This window comes from Aeromicrobium camelliae, assembly GCF_003850045.1.
Classification (GTDB): domain Bacteria; phylum Actinomycetota; class Actinomycetes; order Propionibacteriales; family Nocardioidaceae; genus Aeromicrobium; species Aeromicrobium camelliae.
The window spans coordinates 1-15,149 of the sequence record NZ_RQJX01000020.1 but is presented as its reverse complement, the minus strand read 5'-3'; the positions used below and the strand labels follow the sequence as shown (position 1 = coordinate 15,149).

14 protein-coding genes are annotated in these 15,149 nt (G+C 68.8%); 6 read left to right on the top strand and 8 right to left on the bottom strand.

All coding sequences use genetic code 11. From position 1 onward, the window contains the following. Positions 1–39 precede the first annotated feature (39 nt). Positions 40–1,719 (bottom strand): acetolactate synthase, encoded by a 1,680-nt coding sequence (locus EHW97_RS13005; RefSeq protein WP_124237608.1) that lies wholly within the window; start codon positions 1,717–1,719, stop codon positions 40–42. A 63-nt stretch (positions 1,720–1,782) separates the two neighbouring features. Here EHW97_RS13005 and EHW97_RS13000 point away from each other — a divergent pair, with 63 nt between their 5' ends. Next, the gene (locus EHW97_RS13000; protein ID WP_124237607.1) at positions 1,783–3,186 is read left to right on the top strand and encodes a sensor histidine kinase; all 1,404 of its coding nucleotides are present in this window, start codon (positions 1,783–1,785) and stop codon (positions 3,184–3,186) included. A 55-nt stretch (positions 3,187–3,241) separates the two neighbouring features. On the opposite strand, the gene EHW97_RS12995 is transcribed toward EHW97_RS13000, so the two are convergent. Further along, positions 3,242–3,493, bottom strand: a complete 252-nt coding sequence (locus tag EHW97_RS12995; RefSeq protein WP_121793101.1) for a WhiB family transcriptional regulator — start codon at positions 3,491–3,493, stop codon at positions 3,242–3,244. Between the two features lie 172 nt (positions 3,494–3,665). On the opposite strand from EHW97_RS12995, the gene EHW97_RS12990 reads away from it, so the two are divergent. From EHW97_RS12990 to EHW97_RS12980, 3 genes are all read left to right on the top strand, one after another. Further along, entirely contained in the window at positions 3,666–4,064 is a 399-nt protein-coding gene (locus EHW97_RS12990) for a hypothetical protein (RefSeq protein WP_124237606.1), read from the top strand. A gap of 121 nt (positions 4,065–4,185) precedes the next feature. Next, on the top strand, positions 4,186–5,403 hold the full coding sequence (locus EHW97_RS12985) for an NAD(P)-dependent malic enzyme (RefSeq protein ID WP_124237605.1): 1,218 nt from the start codon (positions 4,186–4,188) through the stop codon (positions 5,401–5,403). A gap of 19 nt (positions 5,404–5,422) precedes the next feature. Continuing rightward, positions 5,423–6,391, top strand: coding sequence for a zinc-binding dehydrogenase (locus EHW97_RS12980; protein ID WP_124237604.1), 969 nt, complete (start codon positions 5,423–5,425; stop codon positions 6,389–6,391). A 207-nt stretch (positions 6,392–6,598) separates the two neighbouring features. Here EHW97_RS12980 and EHW97_RS15370 read toward each other — a convergent pair whose 3' ends face one another. The 5 genes from EHW97_RS15370 to EHW97_RS12960 form a co-directional block, all read right to left on the bottom strand. Beyond that, positions 6,599–6,775: a DUF6104 family protein gene (locus tag EHW97_RS15370; protein WP_166367506.1), complete on the bottom strand. Its 177-nt coding sequence runs from the start codon at positions 6,773–6,775 to the stop codon at positions 6,599–6,601. Between the two features lie 12 nt (positions 6,776–6,787). Beyond that, complete coding sequence (locus tag EHW97_RS12975) at positions 6,788–10,594, bottom strand: multifunctional oxoglutarate decarboxylase/oxoglutarate dehydrogenase thiamine pyrophosphate-binding subunit/dihydrolipoyllysine-residue succinyltransferase subunit (RefSeq protein ID WP_124237603.1); 3,807 nt, start codon at positions 10,592–10,594, stop codon at positions 6,788–6,790. A 190-nt stretch (positions 10,595–10,784) separates the two neighbouring features. After that, a complete protein-coding gene (locus tag EHW97_RS12970; RefSeq protein WP_124237602.1) occupies positions 10,785–11,231 on the bottom strand; it encodes an OsmC family peroxiredoxin in 447 nt (148 codons plus the stop codon). A gap of 73 nt (positions 11,232–11,304) precedes the next feature. Continuing rightward, positions 11,305–11,712 (bottom strand): VOC family protein, encoded by a 408-nt coding sequence (locus EHW97_RS12965; protein WP_124237601.1) that lies wholly within the window; start codon positions 11,710–11,712, stop codon positions 11,305–11,307. After that, on the bottom strand, positions 11,709–11,993 hold the full coding sequence (locus EHW97_RS12960) for an ArsR/SmtB family transcription factor (RefSeq protein ID WP_208002035.1): 285 nt from the start codon (positions 11,991–11,993) through the stop codon (positions 11,709–11,711). The genes EHW97_RS12965 and EHW97_RS12960 overlap by 4 nt, the downstream gene beginning before the upstream one ends. Before the next feature lie 226 nt (positions 11,994–12,219). On the opposite strand from EHW97_RS12960, the gene EHW97_RS12955 reads away from it, so the two are divergent. Beyond that, a complete protein-coding gene (locus tag EHW97_RS12955; protein ID WP_124237600.1) occupies positions 12,220–13,221 on the top strand; it encodes a TerC family protein in 1,002 nt (333 codons plus the stop codon). An 88-nt stretch (positions 13,222–13,309) separates the two neighbouring features. Further along, positions 13,310–14,617, top strand: coding sequence for a hemolysin family protein (locus EHW97_RS12950; protein WP_124237599.1), 1,308 nt, complete (start codon positions 13,310–13,312; stop codon positions 14,615–14,617). A 168-nt stretch (positions 14,618–14,785) separates the two neighbouring features. Here EHW97_RS12950 and EHW97_RS15365 read toward each other — a convergent pair whose 3' ends face one another. Beyond that, positions 14,786–14,926, bottom strand: coding sequence for a hypothetical protein (locus EHW97_RS15365; RefSeq protein ID WP_166367505.1), 141 nt, complete (start codon positions 14,924–14,926; stop codon positions 14,786–14,788). Positions 14,927–15,149 lie beyond the last annotated feature (223 nt).

Sequence of the window (15,149 nt, the reverse complement as noted above, 5' to 3'; positions counted from 1 at the left end):
ACCGCCGACGCCCGGCTCGGTCCGTCGCGAGCGCGGGTGTCAGACGCCCATCGTCGCCCGCGGGTACTGGGCGTTGACGTCGGTCATGATGTTCACCAGGTAGGGAACGCCGGAGGCGAACGCCCGATCCAGCGCAGGTCCGATCTCACGGGGGTCCGTCACCATCTCGCCGCCGCCGCCGAGCGCCGTCACCACCTGGTCGTAGCGCGTCTGCGGGGCCAGGTCGGCCGCGACGTCGTACCCGTAGAGCATCTGCATCGGTGACTTCTCGAGTCCCCATGCGGAGTTGTTGCCCACGACCATGACGACCGGCAGGTTGTGTCGCACCAGCGTGTCGACATCGATGAGCGACATGCCGGCCGCCCCATCGCCGAACAGCACGACCACCTGGCTGTCGGGCCGGGCGATCCGAGCCGCCATGGCGGCGCCCAGCCCGGCACCGAGGCAGCCGTACGGGCCGGGATCGAGCCAGCCGCCGGGGCGCTTCGGCTCCACGAACTTGCCGGCGAACGAGACGAAGTCGCCGCCGTCACCGATGACGACCGCGTCGTCGGCGAGCCGGGGGAGCAGCTCGCCGTAGATGCGCGCCGGGTGGATCGGGTCGGCCTCCGCGCCGAGCAGCGCCGCGTCGCGTTCGACGGCGGCCGCGACCTGGGCCTGCAGGTCGCTCGCCCAGACGGTCCAGTCCGGCTTGGTCGGCTGAGCCTGCAGCGCGGCGAGCAGGCCGTCGAAGATCTGGCTGAGATCGCCGGACACCGAGCCGCCGAGCTCGGCGTGCGTGGACACCTGGCCGGGCGAGTCGGCGATGTGCACCGTGGTGGCCGCGGGCGAGCCGTCCTTGCCCCCGAACCGGCCGAAGCCGAGGCGGAAGTCCAGCGGGGTGCCGACCACGATCGCGAGGTCGCACGTGCCGAGGGCGCGCGAGCGCGCCTTGGTGACCAGCAGTTCGTGACCACCCGGCAGCACGCCGCGGCCCATGCCGTTGGCGATGGCCGGCACGCGCGCTTCCTCGACGAAGCGGCGCGCCGCCTCCTCGGCATGGTCGGACCACACGTCCGAGCCGAGGATGACGATGGGGCGCTCGGCCCGCGCGAGGAGGCCGGCGATCTCCGCGATCCGTTCGGCGTCCGGCTCGATCGGTCCCGCCGGCGCCCCGGTCGAGTGATGCTCGATCGGGCCGTTGTTGAAGAACTCGTCCATCGGGATGTCGACGAACGTCGGGCCGCGGTGTGACGACGCGGCCTCGGTGAACGCCTGGTCCACCACCGGCGCGATCTGCGCGAGGCTTCCGGCCGTCCGTGCGGACTTCGTGATGGTCTCGAAGATCGGCGGGTGATCGAGCTCCTGCAGCGTGCCGGCCCCCCACGTAGCCGCCGGAGCACGACCACCGACCACCACGAGCGGCGCCCCCGAAAAGTACGCCTGCGCGACCGGGCTGACGCCGTTCGTCACGCCCGGGCCGGCGGTGAGGACGGCCAGGCCGGGCGTGCGGGTCAGCTTGCCGATCGCCTCCGCGGCGAACACGGCCGACGGCTCGTGGCGGACGTCGATGATCGGCAGGGGATCGTCGGACTTCACCGCGGCGTCGTACATCGGGAACACGTGCGCGCCGGACAGCGTGAACATCGTGGTGACCCCGTGGGCCTTGGCGACCTCGAGGGCGTGGTGGCCGCCGTGCGGGCCGCTGGGCTCAGGGAAGGCGTTCTCGTCGCTCGTCATGTGACGTACGTTACTGGCCGGTCACGGCCGCCGGGAACGAACCGGCGAGACTAGGCTGGCGGCGTGCCCACCTTGGAGGACATCGCCGATTCGCAGACCACGCTCGATGCCGGGCAGATCGCCCGCCTCCAGGCCCTCGTCGGCAGTTGGCAGATCATCGCCGACCTCGCCTTCTGCGACTTGGTGCTGTGGTTGCCCGACGCGGAGAACAAGGGACGATGGGCCGCGGCGCAGATCCGGCCGACGACGGGGCCCACCACGTTGCTCGAGGACGTGGTCGGCACGTTCGTGCCGCGGCAGGGGTTCACGCCGGAGGAGACGCTCCACGACGGCACCGTCGTCCTCGTCGACGTCATCGAGGTCGGGGGATCGGACGAGCCGATCGGCATCATCACCCAGCGTCGCTATCGCGAGGCTCAACGCTCGCCGAGCGCCCTGGAGCAGGCGTATCTGCAGACCAGCGGAGTTCTCGTCGAGATGGTGCGGCACGGACAGTTCCCGGTCGGCGGCGACCGGTCGGACATCGCGGACTCCCTGCGCGTCGGCGACGGCCTGGTGCGGACGGACGCCGCCTGCACGGTGACCTACGCGAGCCCGAACGCGTTGTCGGCGTATCGCCGGCTTGGACTGACCGGCGACCTCGTGGGCCGCGATCTCATCGCGGTCACCACCGATCTGCTGCAACGCCGCCCCACCGACCGCGGGTTCGCCACGATGTTCGGCCCCGGCGAGTCTGCCGCCGAGATCGAGGGCGACGACGCGTCGCTCTTGATGCGGATCATCCCGCTCACGTCGGCGGGTGCTCGCGAGGGCTACCTGGTGCTGCTGCGCGACGTGACCGAACTGCGGCTGCGCGAACGTGAACTCGTCTCGAAGGAAGCCACGATCCGCGAGATCCACCATCGGGTCAAGAACAACCTCCAGACCGTCGCCGCGCTGCTGCGGCTGCAGAGCCGACGCCTGGACGTCCCCGAGGCGAAAGAGGCACTGCGAGAGGCCGAGCGGCGGGTCGGCTCGATCGCGCTCGTGCACGAGACGCTGAGTCAATCCTTCGACGAGACGGTCGCCTTCGACGACATCGCCGACACGTTGCTGCGCACGATCCCGGAGTTCGCCGACGGCGTGGAAGTGCGCGCCGAACGCATCGGATCGTTCGGCAGCATCCCAGGCGACGCCGCGACGTCGTTGGCCATGGTCGTCACCGAACTCGTCCAGAACGCCGTCGAGCACGCCTTCGCCGGGCGCGACTCCGGCCGGGTGACGGTGGCCGTCAATCGCATCCGCAATCGGCTGCGGCTACGGGTCAGCGACGACGGCAACGGGCTACCGGGCGACTTCGACGCGACGAGCAGCCTCGGACTGTCCATCGTGTCCACCCTCGTCGAGGGGGAGCTCGGTGGTGTCCTGGCGTTCGAACGGTCACCCGTCGGCGGGGCGACCGTGACGATCACCTTCGACGTACGGTGACCCGGACACGACGAAGCCCCGGGGCCGGTGGGCACCCGGGGCTCAGCGGTGAGGGTTACGCGGTCCGAATGCGGGCTCGCGCGTTACGACGCTTCAAAGCGCGGCGCTCGTCCTCGCTCAGGCCTCCCCACACTCCGTGGTCCTGACCGGATTCCAGCGCCCATTGCAGGCACTGTTCGCGGACATCGCAACGGCGGCAGACCACCTTGGCCTCCTCGATCTGCATGATCGCGGGGCCGGTGGTGCCGATGGGGAAGAAGAGCTCGGGATCCTCGTCCAGGCAGGCGGAACGGTGGCGCCAGTCCATGAGGACGCTCCTTCCCAAAATGGCGGCTATCGTGGATGGAATGGGGCAGACCCCCAGGGCCCGACGGCATTCGATGTCTACTCTCGCAAGGTTTCCCATACATGACAAGAGTTACGAGCTGATGACCGGTGTCGATTTCCTCACATGACGACGCTGTCGTTACCCTGACTCCGTGTCCGACACCTCGACCGGTCGTCTCCTGCTGGGTCTCGCCGGCCTCGTGAGCGGCCTGCAGGGTCTCGCCCTCGTGGGTCTCGCGGTGGCCGATCTGGTGCACCTCGGCGACGACCGCGTGGGACTGGGCATCGGGATCGCTCTCGTGCTTCTGGTGCTCGGCGCCGGGCTCATCGCTGCTGCGGTCGGTGTCGCGCTGGCCCGGCAGGGGGCGCGAGGTCCGGTGCTCGTCGCTCAGCTCATCGCGCTCGGGATGGCCTGGAACTTGCGCAACGCCGGGGGCGACGTCGTGTCGTGGTTACTCCCGGTACTGGTCGCGAGCGCCGTGGTCGTGCTGGGGTGCGTGCTCTCCGGACCCGGGCGACGCGCCATGAGCCTGCGCGCAGGCGACGTCTGACGCTGTGAGAGACTGACCGCGGCTCCACCCCATGCCTTCTCGCGGCCCCTCTGCGCCGCACCGGCCGCCGGATCGGTGACCGCCTCCACGTTCCACGTAGACGCGTTCAAGGAAGTGCTGCATGGTCGCCCACGACCTCTCTCCGCTCGAATCCGCTGACATCGACATGACGGTGCCCGACGCCGAGGACCCGGTCTTCGCGTTGCATCGCGGCGGCAAGATGGCCGTCAGCTCGACCGTCGAACTGCGCGACGCCACCGATCTCTCGATGGCGTACACCCCCGGAGTCGCCCGCGTGTGCGAGGCGATCGCCGCAGACCCCCAACTCGCCCACGACTACACCTGGGTCTCCAACACCGTCGCCGTCGTCACCGACGGCACGGCGGTTCTGGGGCTCGGCGACATCGGCCCAGCCGCCTCGATGCCCGTCATGGAGGGCAAGGCGGTGCTATTCAAGCAGTTCGGCGGCGTCGACGCGGTGCCCATCGCCCTCGACACGACCGACGTCGACGAGATCGTCGAGACCGTCGCCCGGCTGGCACCGTCCTTCGGTGGCATCAACCTCGAGGACATCGCCGCACCGCGCTGCTTCGAGATCGAGCGGCGGCTCATCGAGCGGCTCGACATCCCGGTGTTCCACGACGACCAGCACGGCACTGCCGTCGTCACCCTGGCCGCGCTGATCAACGCCGCGCGACTCACCGATCGCGACCTCGACGAGCTCAAGGTGGTGATCTCCGGCGCGGGCGCGGCCGGCGTCGCGATCGCCAAGATCCTGCGCGCGGCCGGTGTGCGCAAGATCAGCGTCGTCGATCGTTCCGGTGTGCTCGTGCCCGAACGCGACGACCTGACGGAGACCAAGCGCTGGCTCGCCGACTTCTGCGCGCCCTGGGCCTCCGCGGGCAGCTGCGCCGACGCGCTCGTGGGCGCGGACGTCTTCATCGGTGTCTCCGGTGGCACGGTGCCGGAGTCCGCGGTGGCGCAGATGGCCGACGACGCGATCGTCTTCGCCATGGCCAATCCGCACCCGGAGGTCCATCCGGATGTGGCCCGGCGCCACGCCCGCGTCGTCGCGACCGGTCGGTCCGACTTCCCGAACCAGATCAACAACGTCCTGGTGTTCCCCGGCATCTTCCGCGGCGCGTTGGACGTGCGCGCGACGGCGATCTCCGAGAGCATGAAGCTCGCGGCCGCCACGGCGCTCGCCGACCTCGTGGGTGATGAGGTGCGGGAGGACTACGTCATCCCGTCGCCTTTCGACCCGCGGGTCGCGCAGGTCGTGGCGCGCGCGGTCACCGACACGGCACGCCGCGAGGGCCTCGCCCGACGTCCGTACTGACTCGTCCGACAGGAGAAGTATGTTCGCCGTCTACGCCGATGCCATCAACCCCGACGACCCGCTGAAGGGTCTCGTGGTGGGGGAGCGCCCCGATCCCGAGGTCCCCGACGGGTGGACGACCGTCACGGTCAAGGCCGCCTCGATCAATCACCATGACGTGTGGAGTCTGCGGGGCGTCGGGCTGCGCGAGGAGTCGCTGCCGATGATCCTCGGCTGCGACGCCGCCGGACTCGACGAGGACGGCAACGAGGTCATCGTGCACGCGGTGATCTCGGACCCGTCCTGGAGCGGCGACGAGACGCTCGACCCCCGTCGCTCGCTGCTCTCGGAGCGCTACCCGGGCACCTTCGCCGAGAAGGTGGCCGTGCCGCGGCGCAACGTCGTGCCGAAACCAGCCGGCCTGTCGATGAGCGAGGCGGCATGTCTGCCGACGGCATGGCTGACGGCCTACCGGATGCTGTTCACCCAGGCCGACCTCAATCCCGGCGACGCGGTGCTCATCCAGGGCGCCGGCGGCGGCGTGGCCACAGCCGCCATCGTCCTGGCGCGTGCGGCGGGCTTCCGGGTCTTCGCCACCAGCCGCGACGAGGCGAAGCGCGCCCAGGCCGTCGAGATCGGCGCGCACGAGGCCTTCGAGTCCGGCGCGCGGCTCCCGCAGAAGGTCGACGCCGTCATCGAGACCGTCGGCGCGGCTACGTGGTCGCACTCGATCAAGTCCATGCGCCCGGGCGGCACGCTCGTCATCGCCGGTGCCACCTCGGGCGACGCCCCCAAGGCCGCCGAGCTCACCCGCATCTTCTTCCAGCAGATGCGCGTGCACGGCTCCACGATGGGCACGCGTGAGGAACTGCGGCGCCTGGCCGAGTTCCTGGCGGTGACGGGTACCCGGCCGCTGATCGACAGCGAGATCGCGATGGAGGACGCCGCACAGGGCCTCCAGCGGGTCATCGACGGCGACGTCTTCGGCAAGATCGTCCTCACCCGCTGATCTGACGACGAAGTCCGGCGGGCGGCTCCTCGTACAGGAGTCGCCCGCCGGACTTCGTCGTGGGCACCCGTCAGTTCCACGCGGGGCATGGCGAGTGGCGCAAAGTGACGACCGAGTGGCGCAGTCTGGGGCTTTCGAGGGCGGAATCCGCCCCATCTTGCGCCACTCGCGGTGCAGGCGTGGCGTTCGGGTCGGGCGGAGTGCGGACTACTCGTCCTCGTCGTCGAGGCGGGCGAGCCAGGTGGCCAGTCTCTCGACGGGAACCTCGAACTCGGGGTTGAGGTCGACGAAGGTGGAGAACTGCTCGGCCAGCCACGCCAGGGAGACGTTCTCGTCTCCCCGGCGCGCGGCCAACTCCTCGATACCGCGATCGGTGAAGTACACGGCCTCTCCTGATCAGGCGAAGGCGCGGTCCATCAGGTCGCGAGCCTCGGTCACGTGGACCGCGTGCGAGCCCACGGCCGTGGTGCTGGACTCCGGACGCGAGACGACCGTGAACGGCAGGTCACCGAACGCGCCCGCGAAGTGGAGCGCCATGTGCGGCCAGGGGCCCTGGTTCTCCGGCTCGTCCTGCACCCAGCGGATCTCCTTGGCGCCGGCGAATCGCTGGACCTCGGCGAGCAGCTCCTCCGCGGGGCGCGGGTAGAGCTGCTCGACGCGCACGATCGCCGTACGGGACTGGTCCTTCTCCCGCTTGTCGCGCTCGTCCATGAGGTCGTAGGCGACACGGCCCGACGTCAGCAGGACGCGTTCGACCTTGCTCGGGTCGACCGTCGCGTCGCCGAGCACGGGACGGAACTCGCCGCTCGTGAAGTCCTCCGGCTGGCTGGCCGCGGCCTTGCGGCGCAGCAGCTGCTTGGGGGTGAACACGATCAGCGGGCGGTGGTCGGCCTCAAGTGCCTGCTTGCGCAGCAGGTGGAAGTACGACGCCGGCGTCGACGGCTGCGCGATGCGCATTTCGTCGTTGGCCGCCAACTGCAGGAACCGCTCGATGCGGCCGGACGAGTGGTCCGGCCCCTGGCCCTCGTAGCCGTGGGGGAGGAGCAGCACGACGCCGGACTTCTGGCCCCACTTCGTCTCGCCGGACGAGATGTACTCGTCGATGACCGACTGGGCGCCGTTGACGAAGTCGCCGAACTGGGCCTCCCACATGACCAGGGCTTCAGGACGCGCCACCGAGTAGCCGTACTCGAAGCCGAGCGCGGCGTACTCGCTCAGCAGCGAGTCGTAGATGTAGAACGTGCCCTGGTTCTCACCGACGTGCGAGAGCGGAGTCCACTCGTCCGCCGTGTGGCGGTCGATGATCACCGCGAACCGCGAGGAGAACGTGCCACGGCGCGAGTCCTGGCCGGCCATGCGGACCGGACGGCCCTCGAGCAGCAGCGAGCCCATCGCGATGATCTCGCCCGTGCCCCAGTCGATCGGCCCGGCAGTGATCGACTGCGCACGCCGCTGAAGCTGAGGCGCGACCTTCGGGTGGACCGTGAAGCCCTCGGGGACGTTGGTGTACGCCTCGGCGACGGCCTTGAGGACTTCCGGCGTGATCGCGGTGACGTACCCGCTCTCGAACGGCTTCTCGGGGTACTCCGGGATGCGCGTGTAGTCCGGAAGATCCGAGGACTCCTTGACCCGGGCGAAGTTCGCCTCGAGTCGCTTCTGGTAGTCGCTCAGCGCCTCCTCGGCCTCCTCGAGGGTGATGTCGCCTCGACCGACGAGCGCCTCGGTGTACAGCTTGCGCACCGACTTCTTGCGCTCGATGGAGTCGTACATGAGCGGCTGCGTGAAGCTCGGGTCGTCGCCCTCGTTATGGCCGCGACGGCGGTAGCAGACCATGTCGATGACGACGTCCTTGTGGAACGTCTGGCGGTACTCGTAGGCCAGCTGAGCCACCCGGATGCACGCCTCGGGGTCGTCGCCGTTGACGTGGAACACCGGCGCCTGGATCATCCGCGCGACGTCGGTCGAGTACGTCGACGAACGCGAGGACGACGGGCTCGTGGTGAAGCCGACCTGGTTGTTGACGATGAGGTGGATCGTGCCGCCCGTGCGGTAGCCGCGCAGCTGCGAGAGGTTGAGCGTCTCGGCGACGACTCCCTGCCCGGCGAACGCGGCGTCACCGTGGATGAGCACCGGGAGTACGGGGAAGGCCTCGCCCATGTTGAGGCGGTCCTGCTTGGCGCGGGTGATGCCCTCCAGGACCGGGTCGACGACCTCGAGGTGCGACGGGTTGGCCGCCACCGAGACCTTGACCTTGTCGCCCTTGGACGAGGTGAACTCGCCCTCGACGCCGAGGTGGTACTTGACGTCGCCGGAGCCCTGGACCGTGCGCGGGTCGATGTTGCCCTCGAACTCGCGGAACACCTGGCCGGGGTCCTTGCCGGCGATGTTGACCAGCACGTTGAGGCGGCCGCGGTGCGCCATGCCGATGCAGACCTCGGCGAGGTTGTCGGCCGCGGCGGCCGAGCAGATCTCGTCGAGCAGCGGAATCGCGGTCTCGCCACCCTCGAGGCTGAAGCGCTTCTGTCCGACGAACTTGGTCTGCAAGAACGCCTCGAAGGCCTCCGCCTGGTTGAGCTTCTGCAGGATGCGCAGCTGCTCGCTGCGCGGCGGCTTGACGTGGGGACGTTCCAGGCGGTCCTGGAACCAGGCGCGCTCGCCCGGATCCTGGATGTGCATGTACTCCACGCCCATGGTGCGGACGTAGGAGTCGCGCAGGATGCCGAGGATCTCGCGCAGCTTCATGAGCGGCTTGCCCGAGGCCTTGCCGAACGACCCGGTCGCGAACTCGCGGTCGAGGTCCCACAGCGTGAGGCCGTGCGAGGCGATGTCGAGATCCGGATGCGTGCGCATCTTGTACTCGATCGGGTTGGTGTCCGCGATCAGGTGACCGCGCTCGCGGAAGGCGTGGATGAGCTCCAGCACGCGGGCCTGGCGGTGGATCTCGTCGTCGTGGCTGACGGCGATGTCGCGCGCCCAGCGGATGGGCTCGTACGGGATGCGCAGCGAGCGGAAGATCTCGTCGTAGAAACCGTCCTCGCCCAGCAGCAGCTGGTGCACCCGGCGCAGGAACTCGCCGGACTGGGCACCCTGGATGACCCGGTGGTCATACGTCGAGGTGAGGGTCATCATCTTCGAGACGGCCATCTGGGCGATGGTGTGCTCCGAAGCGCCCTGGAACTCCGGCGGGTACTCCATCGAGCCGACGCCGACGATGAGGCCCTGGCCGGACATGAGGCGCGGCACCGAGTGGTTGGTGCCGATGCCGCCGGGGTTGGTCAGGCTGACGGTCGTGCCCTGGAAGTCCGAGACCTCCAGCTTGCCGTCGCGCGCCTTCTTGACCATGGTCTCGTAGCCCTGCCAGAACTCGGCGAAGTCCATGGTCTCGGCGGCCTTGATGCTCGGGACGAGCAGCTGACGCGATCCGTCGGGCTTCTGCAGGTCGATCGCGAGACCGAAGTTGACGTGCTCGGGCTTGAGCTGGACCGGCTTGCCCTTCTCGTCGTACTCGAAGCCCGTGTTCATCTCCGGCATCGCCTTGATCGCCTGGACCACGGCGTAGCCGATCAGATGCGTGAACGACACCTTGCCGCCGCGAGCGCGAGCGAGATGGTTGTTGATGACGATGCGGTTGTCGAACAGCAACTTGACCGGGACGGAGCGCACGCTCGTGGCGGTGGGCACCGAGAGGCTCTGGTCCATGTTGGTGGCCGTACGCGCAGCGGCGCCGCGCAGCGTCACACGCTCGACCTCGCCGGGACCGGCGGGCTTCTTCTCCTCGGCCGCGGCCTTCTTCGTGCCGCTCTTCTTGGCCGGGGCGGCGGGCTTGGCCGGAGCCTTGGGCTCGGTCTTCTTGTCGCTGGCCGGCGTGACGACGGTGTCCTTGGCGGGCTCGCGCGTCTGGGCACGCTCACCGCTCGCGGTCTTGTCGGCCGGCTGGTTCACCGGGGCGCTGGCGGCGGCAGCAGTCTCGGCCGCCGGGTCCGGCTTCGCCGCAGGCTTGGCGGACGTGCTGGCGGCGGCACCGTTGGTCCCGTTGTCGCCGCTGTAGCCGCCACGGCGGAAGAACTCCGCCCATTCGGCGTCGACGGACGACGGGTCTTCGGTGAACCGCTCATACATGTCCTCGACGAGCCATTCGTTGGCTCCGAAGTCGGGGGACTGTGCGCCGGTGGAGTTGGACGCTGTGGTGGAGGACTCGGCCACGGCCTGAATCGCCTCTTCCGGAAGTGCTGAGAGCTTGAGTGGAGACGTCGTCAAGCCTAACGCGGGGGTGTCGAGGTCGACACTCAGGTCAGGTCGACGATCGGTGAGCGGTGTCGCGGCTGCGACGAGGGGTGACGATGCGAGCGCCCGGCCGGCTCGCGAGGGGTGCCGGCCGGGCGCTCACATCGGGTCACGCGGTCTCGAGTGCGGCGTCGACCGTCATCTCGTCGACGCCCTCGAGCGCCTTGCTCACCGGGCACGTGTCCTTGGCCTCTTCGGCCGCTTCGATGAAGCCGTTCTCGTCGATGCCGTCCACCTCGCCGCGGACCCGCAAGGCGATGGTCGTGATGCGGAAACCGCCAGCCGGGTCCGGGCCGAGGGTGACGTCGGCGGTCGTCTCGAGGGTGATGGGGGTGGCTCCCCGCTGCCCGAGCAGGGCGCTGAGCTGCATCGAGTAGCACGCCGAATGTGCGGCGGCGATGAGCTCCTCGGGGTTCGTCGCCCCGCCACCGTCCTCCGCCGAGCGCTTCGGGAAGGACATGTCGAAGGTGCCGAGGCCCGAACTGCTCAGTTCGACCTCGCCGGAGCCATCCTGGATTCCACCGTCCCAGGCAGTGCGTGCGGTGCGTGTGGGCATGTCGCCTCCTCGTCGTCGGTCACGTACTGCCGACGCTAGTCGCCGACGGCGATGACACAACCCAAGAAGCGCCTCAGTTCCCCTCGTCCGTGCCCGGCTTCATGGCGAGGATCTGGATGAGATTGCCGCAGGTGTCGTCGAAGACCGCGATCCACGCGTTGCCGATGTCGGTCGGCGGCTGCGTGAAGACGACTCCGAGCCCGGTCAATCGTTCGTACTCCGCCTGTACGTCGTCGACCGCGAACTGGGCCAGCGGGATGCCGTCCTCCACGAGGGCGTCGCGGTACGGCTTCACCGCGGGGTGCCCGGCCGGCTCGAGGAGCAGTTCGGGGCCGTCGGGCGCCTCGGGAGAGGTGACGGTGAGCCACGCGTCCTCGCCCAGTGGGACGTCATGGCGTTTCGTGAAGCCCAGTACGTCGGTGTAGAAGGCCAGCGCTTCGCGCTGGTCATCGACGAACAGGCTGGTCAGTTCGATCCTCATGGAGTCGTCCTTTCGGGGAGGGGCCAACGCCGGGCGATCTCGGCGAGGGGGGCGGGAGTGAAGTAGTGGAATTTGGAGCGCCCGCGTCGCTCCGTTCTCAGCAGGCCGGCGTCCTCGAGCACGCCGAGGTGCTGGGAGATCGCCTGGCGCGTCAAGGTCAGGCCGTGCCGTGTCGCGAGGGTCGAACAGATCTCGAACAGCGTCTGACCGTCGCGGGCCGCCAGCTCGTCGAGTACGAGACGTCGCGTCTCGTCGTCGAGCGCACGGTAGATGTCGCTCACGCCTGCACTATAGGCAAGCGCTTGCTTGCCTATCAAGGGCCCGGAAACGGGTTCGTCGCGAGAGAGGCGGAGGAATCCTCTAAACTGGGAACCCCAAGGGGAGTACTCCGACACGGTCGGCTCGTCATTACGGATGCGTACCGCATCCCGGGCCCCCGGTTCCTCGATGCAGGGATGGAGAAGACCTTGGCGTCAGTCAGTCACTCACGCCAAGTTGGAGTTCGCCTTGAACGTCACACCCCTCGTCTGGATGATCACGATCGCGGTCACGATCGCCTTCTTCGTCTACGAGTTCTTCGCCCACGTCCGCAAACCCCATGAGCCGTCGATCGGGGAGTCGGCCCGCTGGTCGGCCTTCTACATCGGGTTGGCGCTTCTGTTCGGTGTCGGTATCGGCACGGTCTCCGGCTGGACCTACGGCGGCGAGTACTTCGCCGGGTATCTCACCGAGAAGGCCCTCTCGGTCGACAACCTCTTCGTCTTCCTCATCGTGATGAGCGGCTTCGCGGTGCCGAAGATCTACCAGCAGAAGGTCCTGATGATCGGCATCGTCATCGCGCTGATCCTGCGCGGCCTTTTCATCGCCGTCGGTGCCGCGCTCATCGCCAACTTCTCCTGGGTCTTCTACCTGTTCGGCGCGCTGCTGCTCTGGCTCGCCTACCAGCAGGCGTTCAGCGACCACGACGACGACCCCACGCAGGGCCGCTTCATGACGTTCGTCCGTCGCCACCTGCCGGTCACGGACGAGTACCACGAGGACCGCTTCACCGTGCGCAAGAACGGCCGCCGGTTCGTCACCCCGATGTTCCTCACCATCATCGCGATCGGCTTCATCGACCTGGTGTTCGCCGTCGACTCGATCCCGGCGATCTACGGCCTGACCGAGGAGGCGTACATCGTCTTCACCGCCAACGCGTTCGCCCTCATGGGCCTTCGTCAGTTGTACTTCCTCATCGGCGGTCTGCTCGAGCGGCTGGTCTACCTCGCGCAGGGCCTGGCCGTGATCCTGGCGTTCATCGGCGTGAAGCTGCTGCTGCACGCCCTGCACGTCAACGAGCTGCCCTTCATCAACGGCGGCGAGCCGATGTTGTGGGTGCCCGAGGTGCCGATCTGGCTCTCGCTGTTGTTCATCGGCGCGACGATCGCCGTGGCGACCGTCGCCAGCCTCCGTAAGACCCGCCGCGACCGTGAACGTTCGATCACCGAATCTCGAGAGGAGCACCTGTGAACGATCGAAGTCCCGACTCGTCCGACCCTGACAGACCCCGCGCCCGGCTGAGGCCGGGCGCGGCCCTCTCCCGGACGGGAGTCCGCTCATGAGCGAACTCGTCTGGAACATCGTTCTCGTCGTCACGTTCGTCCTGGTCGGCGGCGTCTTCGCCGCCACCGAGATGGCCCTGGTGACACTGCGCGAGAGCCAGATCAACACCATCGCCACGCGGGGCCGCCGCGGGGCCAAAGTGGCCGCTCTCGCCCGCAATCCCAACACCTTTCTGTCCGCCGTGCAGATCGGCGTCACGGTCGCCGGCTTCGCCTCTGCGGCGTACGGCGCCACCTCGATCGCTCCGTACGCCGTGCCGTCGCTCGAACTCCTCGGCGTCGGGGAGCAGCTCGCCTTCACGCTCGCGACGGTGCTGCTGACGTTGGTCATCGCGTATCTCTCGCTCGTGTTGGGCGAACTCGTGCCCAAGCGACTGGCGATCCAGCGCAACGCCGAGTTCGCTTACGCGGTGGCGCCGGTCCTCGACAAGTTCGCCACCGTCATGCGACCGGTGATCTGGCTGTTGTCGGTGTCCACGAACGCCCTCGTCCGGCTGCTCGGCGGCGATCCGCACAAGACGGCCGACGAGCTCAGCGAGGAGGAGTTCCGCGACATCGTGGCGACCCACCAGGGCCTGCCCGAGGACGAGCGGCGCATCCTCGACGACGTCCTGTCGCTGCGCGGCCGGCAGATCAGCGAGGTGATGCGTCCGCGGCCGGAGGTCGTGGCCGTCGACGAGAGCGCCACGATCGCCGAAGCGGTCGAGCAGGTCCGCGAGCTGCCGTTCTCCCGGTACCCGGTCGTGGACCGGTCCATCGACGACATCGTCGGCTTCATCCATGTACGGGACCTGTTCGAGGTTGCCGTCGACGGCGCGAACCGCTCACTGGAGCGGCTGATCCGGCCGATCTCGTACTTCCCCTCCACGGCGCGCGTGATGCCGACGCTCACGCGCATGCGCGCCGACGGCCACCACATCGCGGTGGTCGTGGACGAGTACGGCGGTACAGACGGCATCGTGACGCTCGAGGACCTGGTCGAGGAGGTGGTAGGGGAGATCTTCGACGAGTACGACACGGCCGCCGACCCCGCTGCCGCGGGCGGCATCCTCGACGGACGACTCAACCTGCAGGACTTCGAGGAGGTCACCGGGCTGGCGCTGCCGCGCGGCTCCTCCGACACGATCGCGGGGTTCGTCACCGAGCAGCTGGGCCGTCTGGCCGTCGTGGGGGACACCGTCGACGTTCCGGGGGCCACGATCCAGGTCACGGCGCTCGACCGGCGACGCATCGCCGGGCTGCGGGTCACGCCGCGCGCGGTCGACGACGAGCATGCGGTCGCCGATGAGCGGCGCGACGACTGACCGAGCACAGTGCTCCGAGCGGCCACCCGCGGTCGCGCGTCGTGTCTGCGGTGCAGGAGTCGGGGGCGTCGCCCAGCTCCCGGTATCCGAACGCGCCGACGCCGCGCGGGCGCGACAGCTCGCGGACGCGGACCGAGCTGGTCGACCCGTGAAGCGCCTGACTTCCGCTCAGCGCGGACGACCGTGGTCGCGGCGGTCCTTGACGCGGTTCATGGCCTGCTTGATGCGCTCTTGGTTCTGCGGCTTGCGGGCCTGGTCGTAGACCAGCTTGGCGACGCCGAGCGCTCCGGCCTTCTTGAGAATTCCCATAGCTTCACGCTAGTGGCGCGCCACCGTGCGCGCTCGTTCGATGCTCCATAGACGGGGCGTCCGCGAAGCACCGCTGAGATGAAGGGAGGATCCGTAGGCCGGGCGATGTCGACGTCCTCACACGTCCCTGGGTGCCCCCGGCAGTGTGCTGGTTCAGGACATCTGCAAGGCATGTCTCACGTCATCTGCAAGACCGCTCGTTGATGCTCGTGGGTGTCGAGAG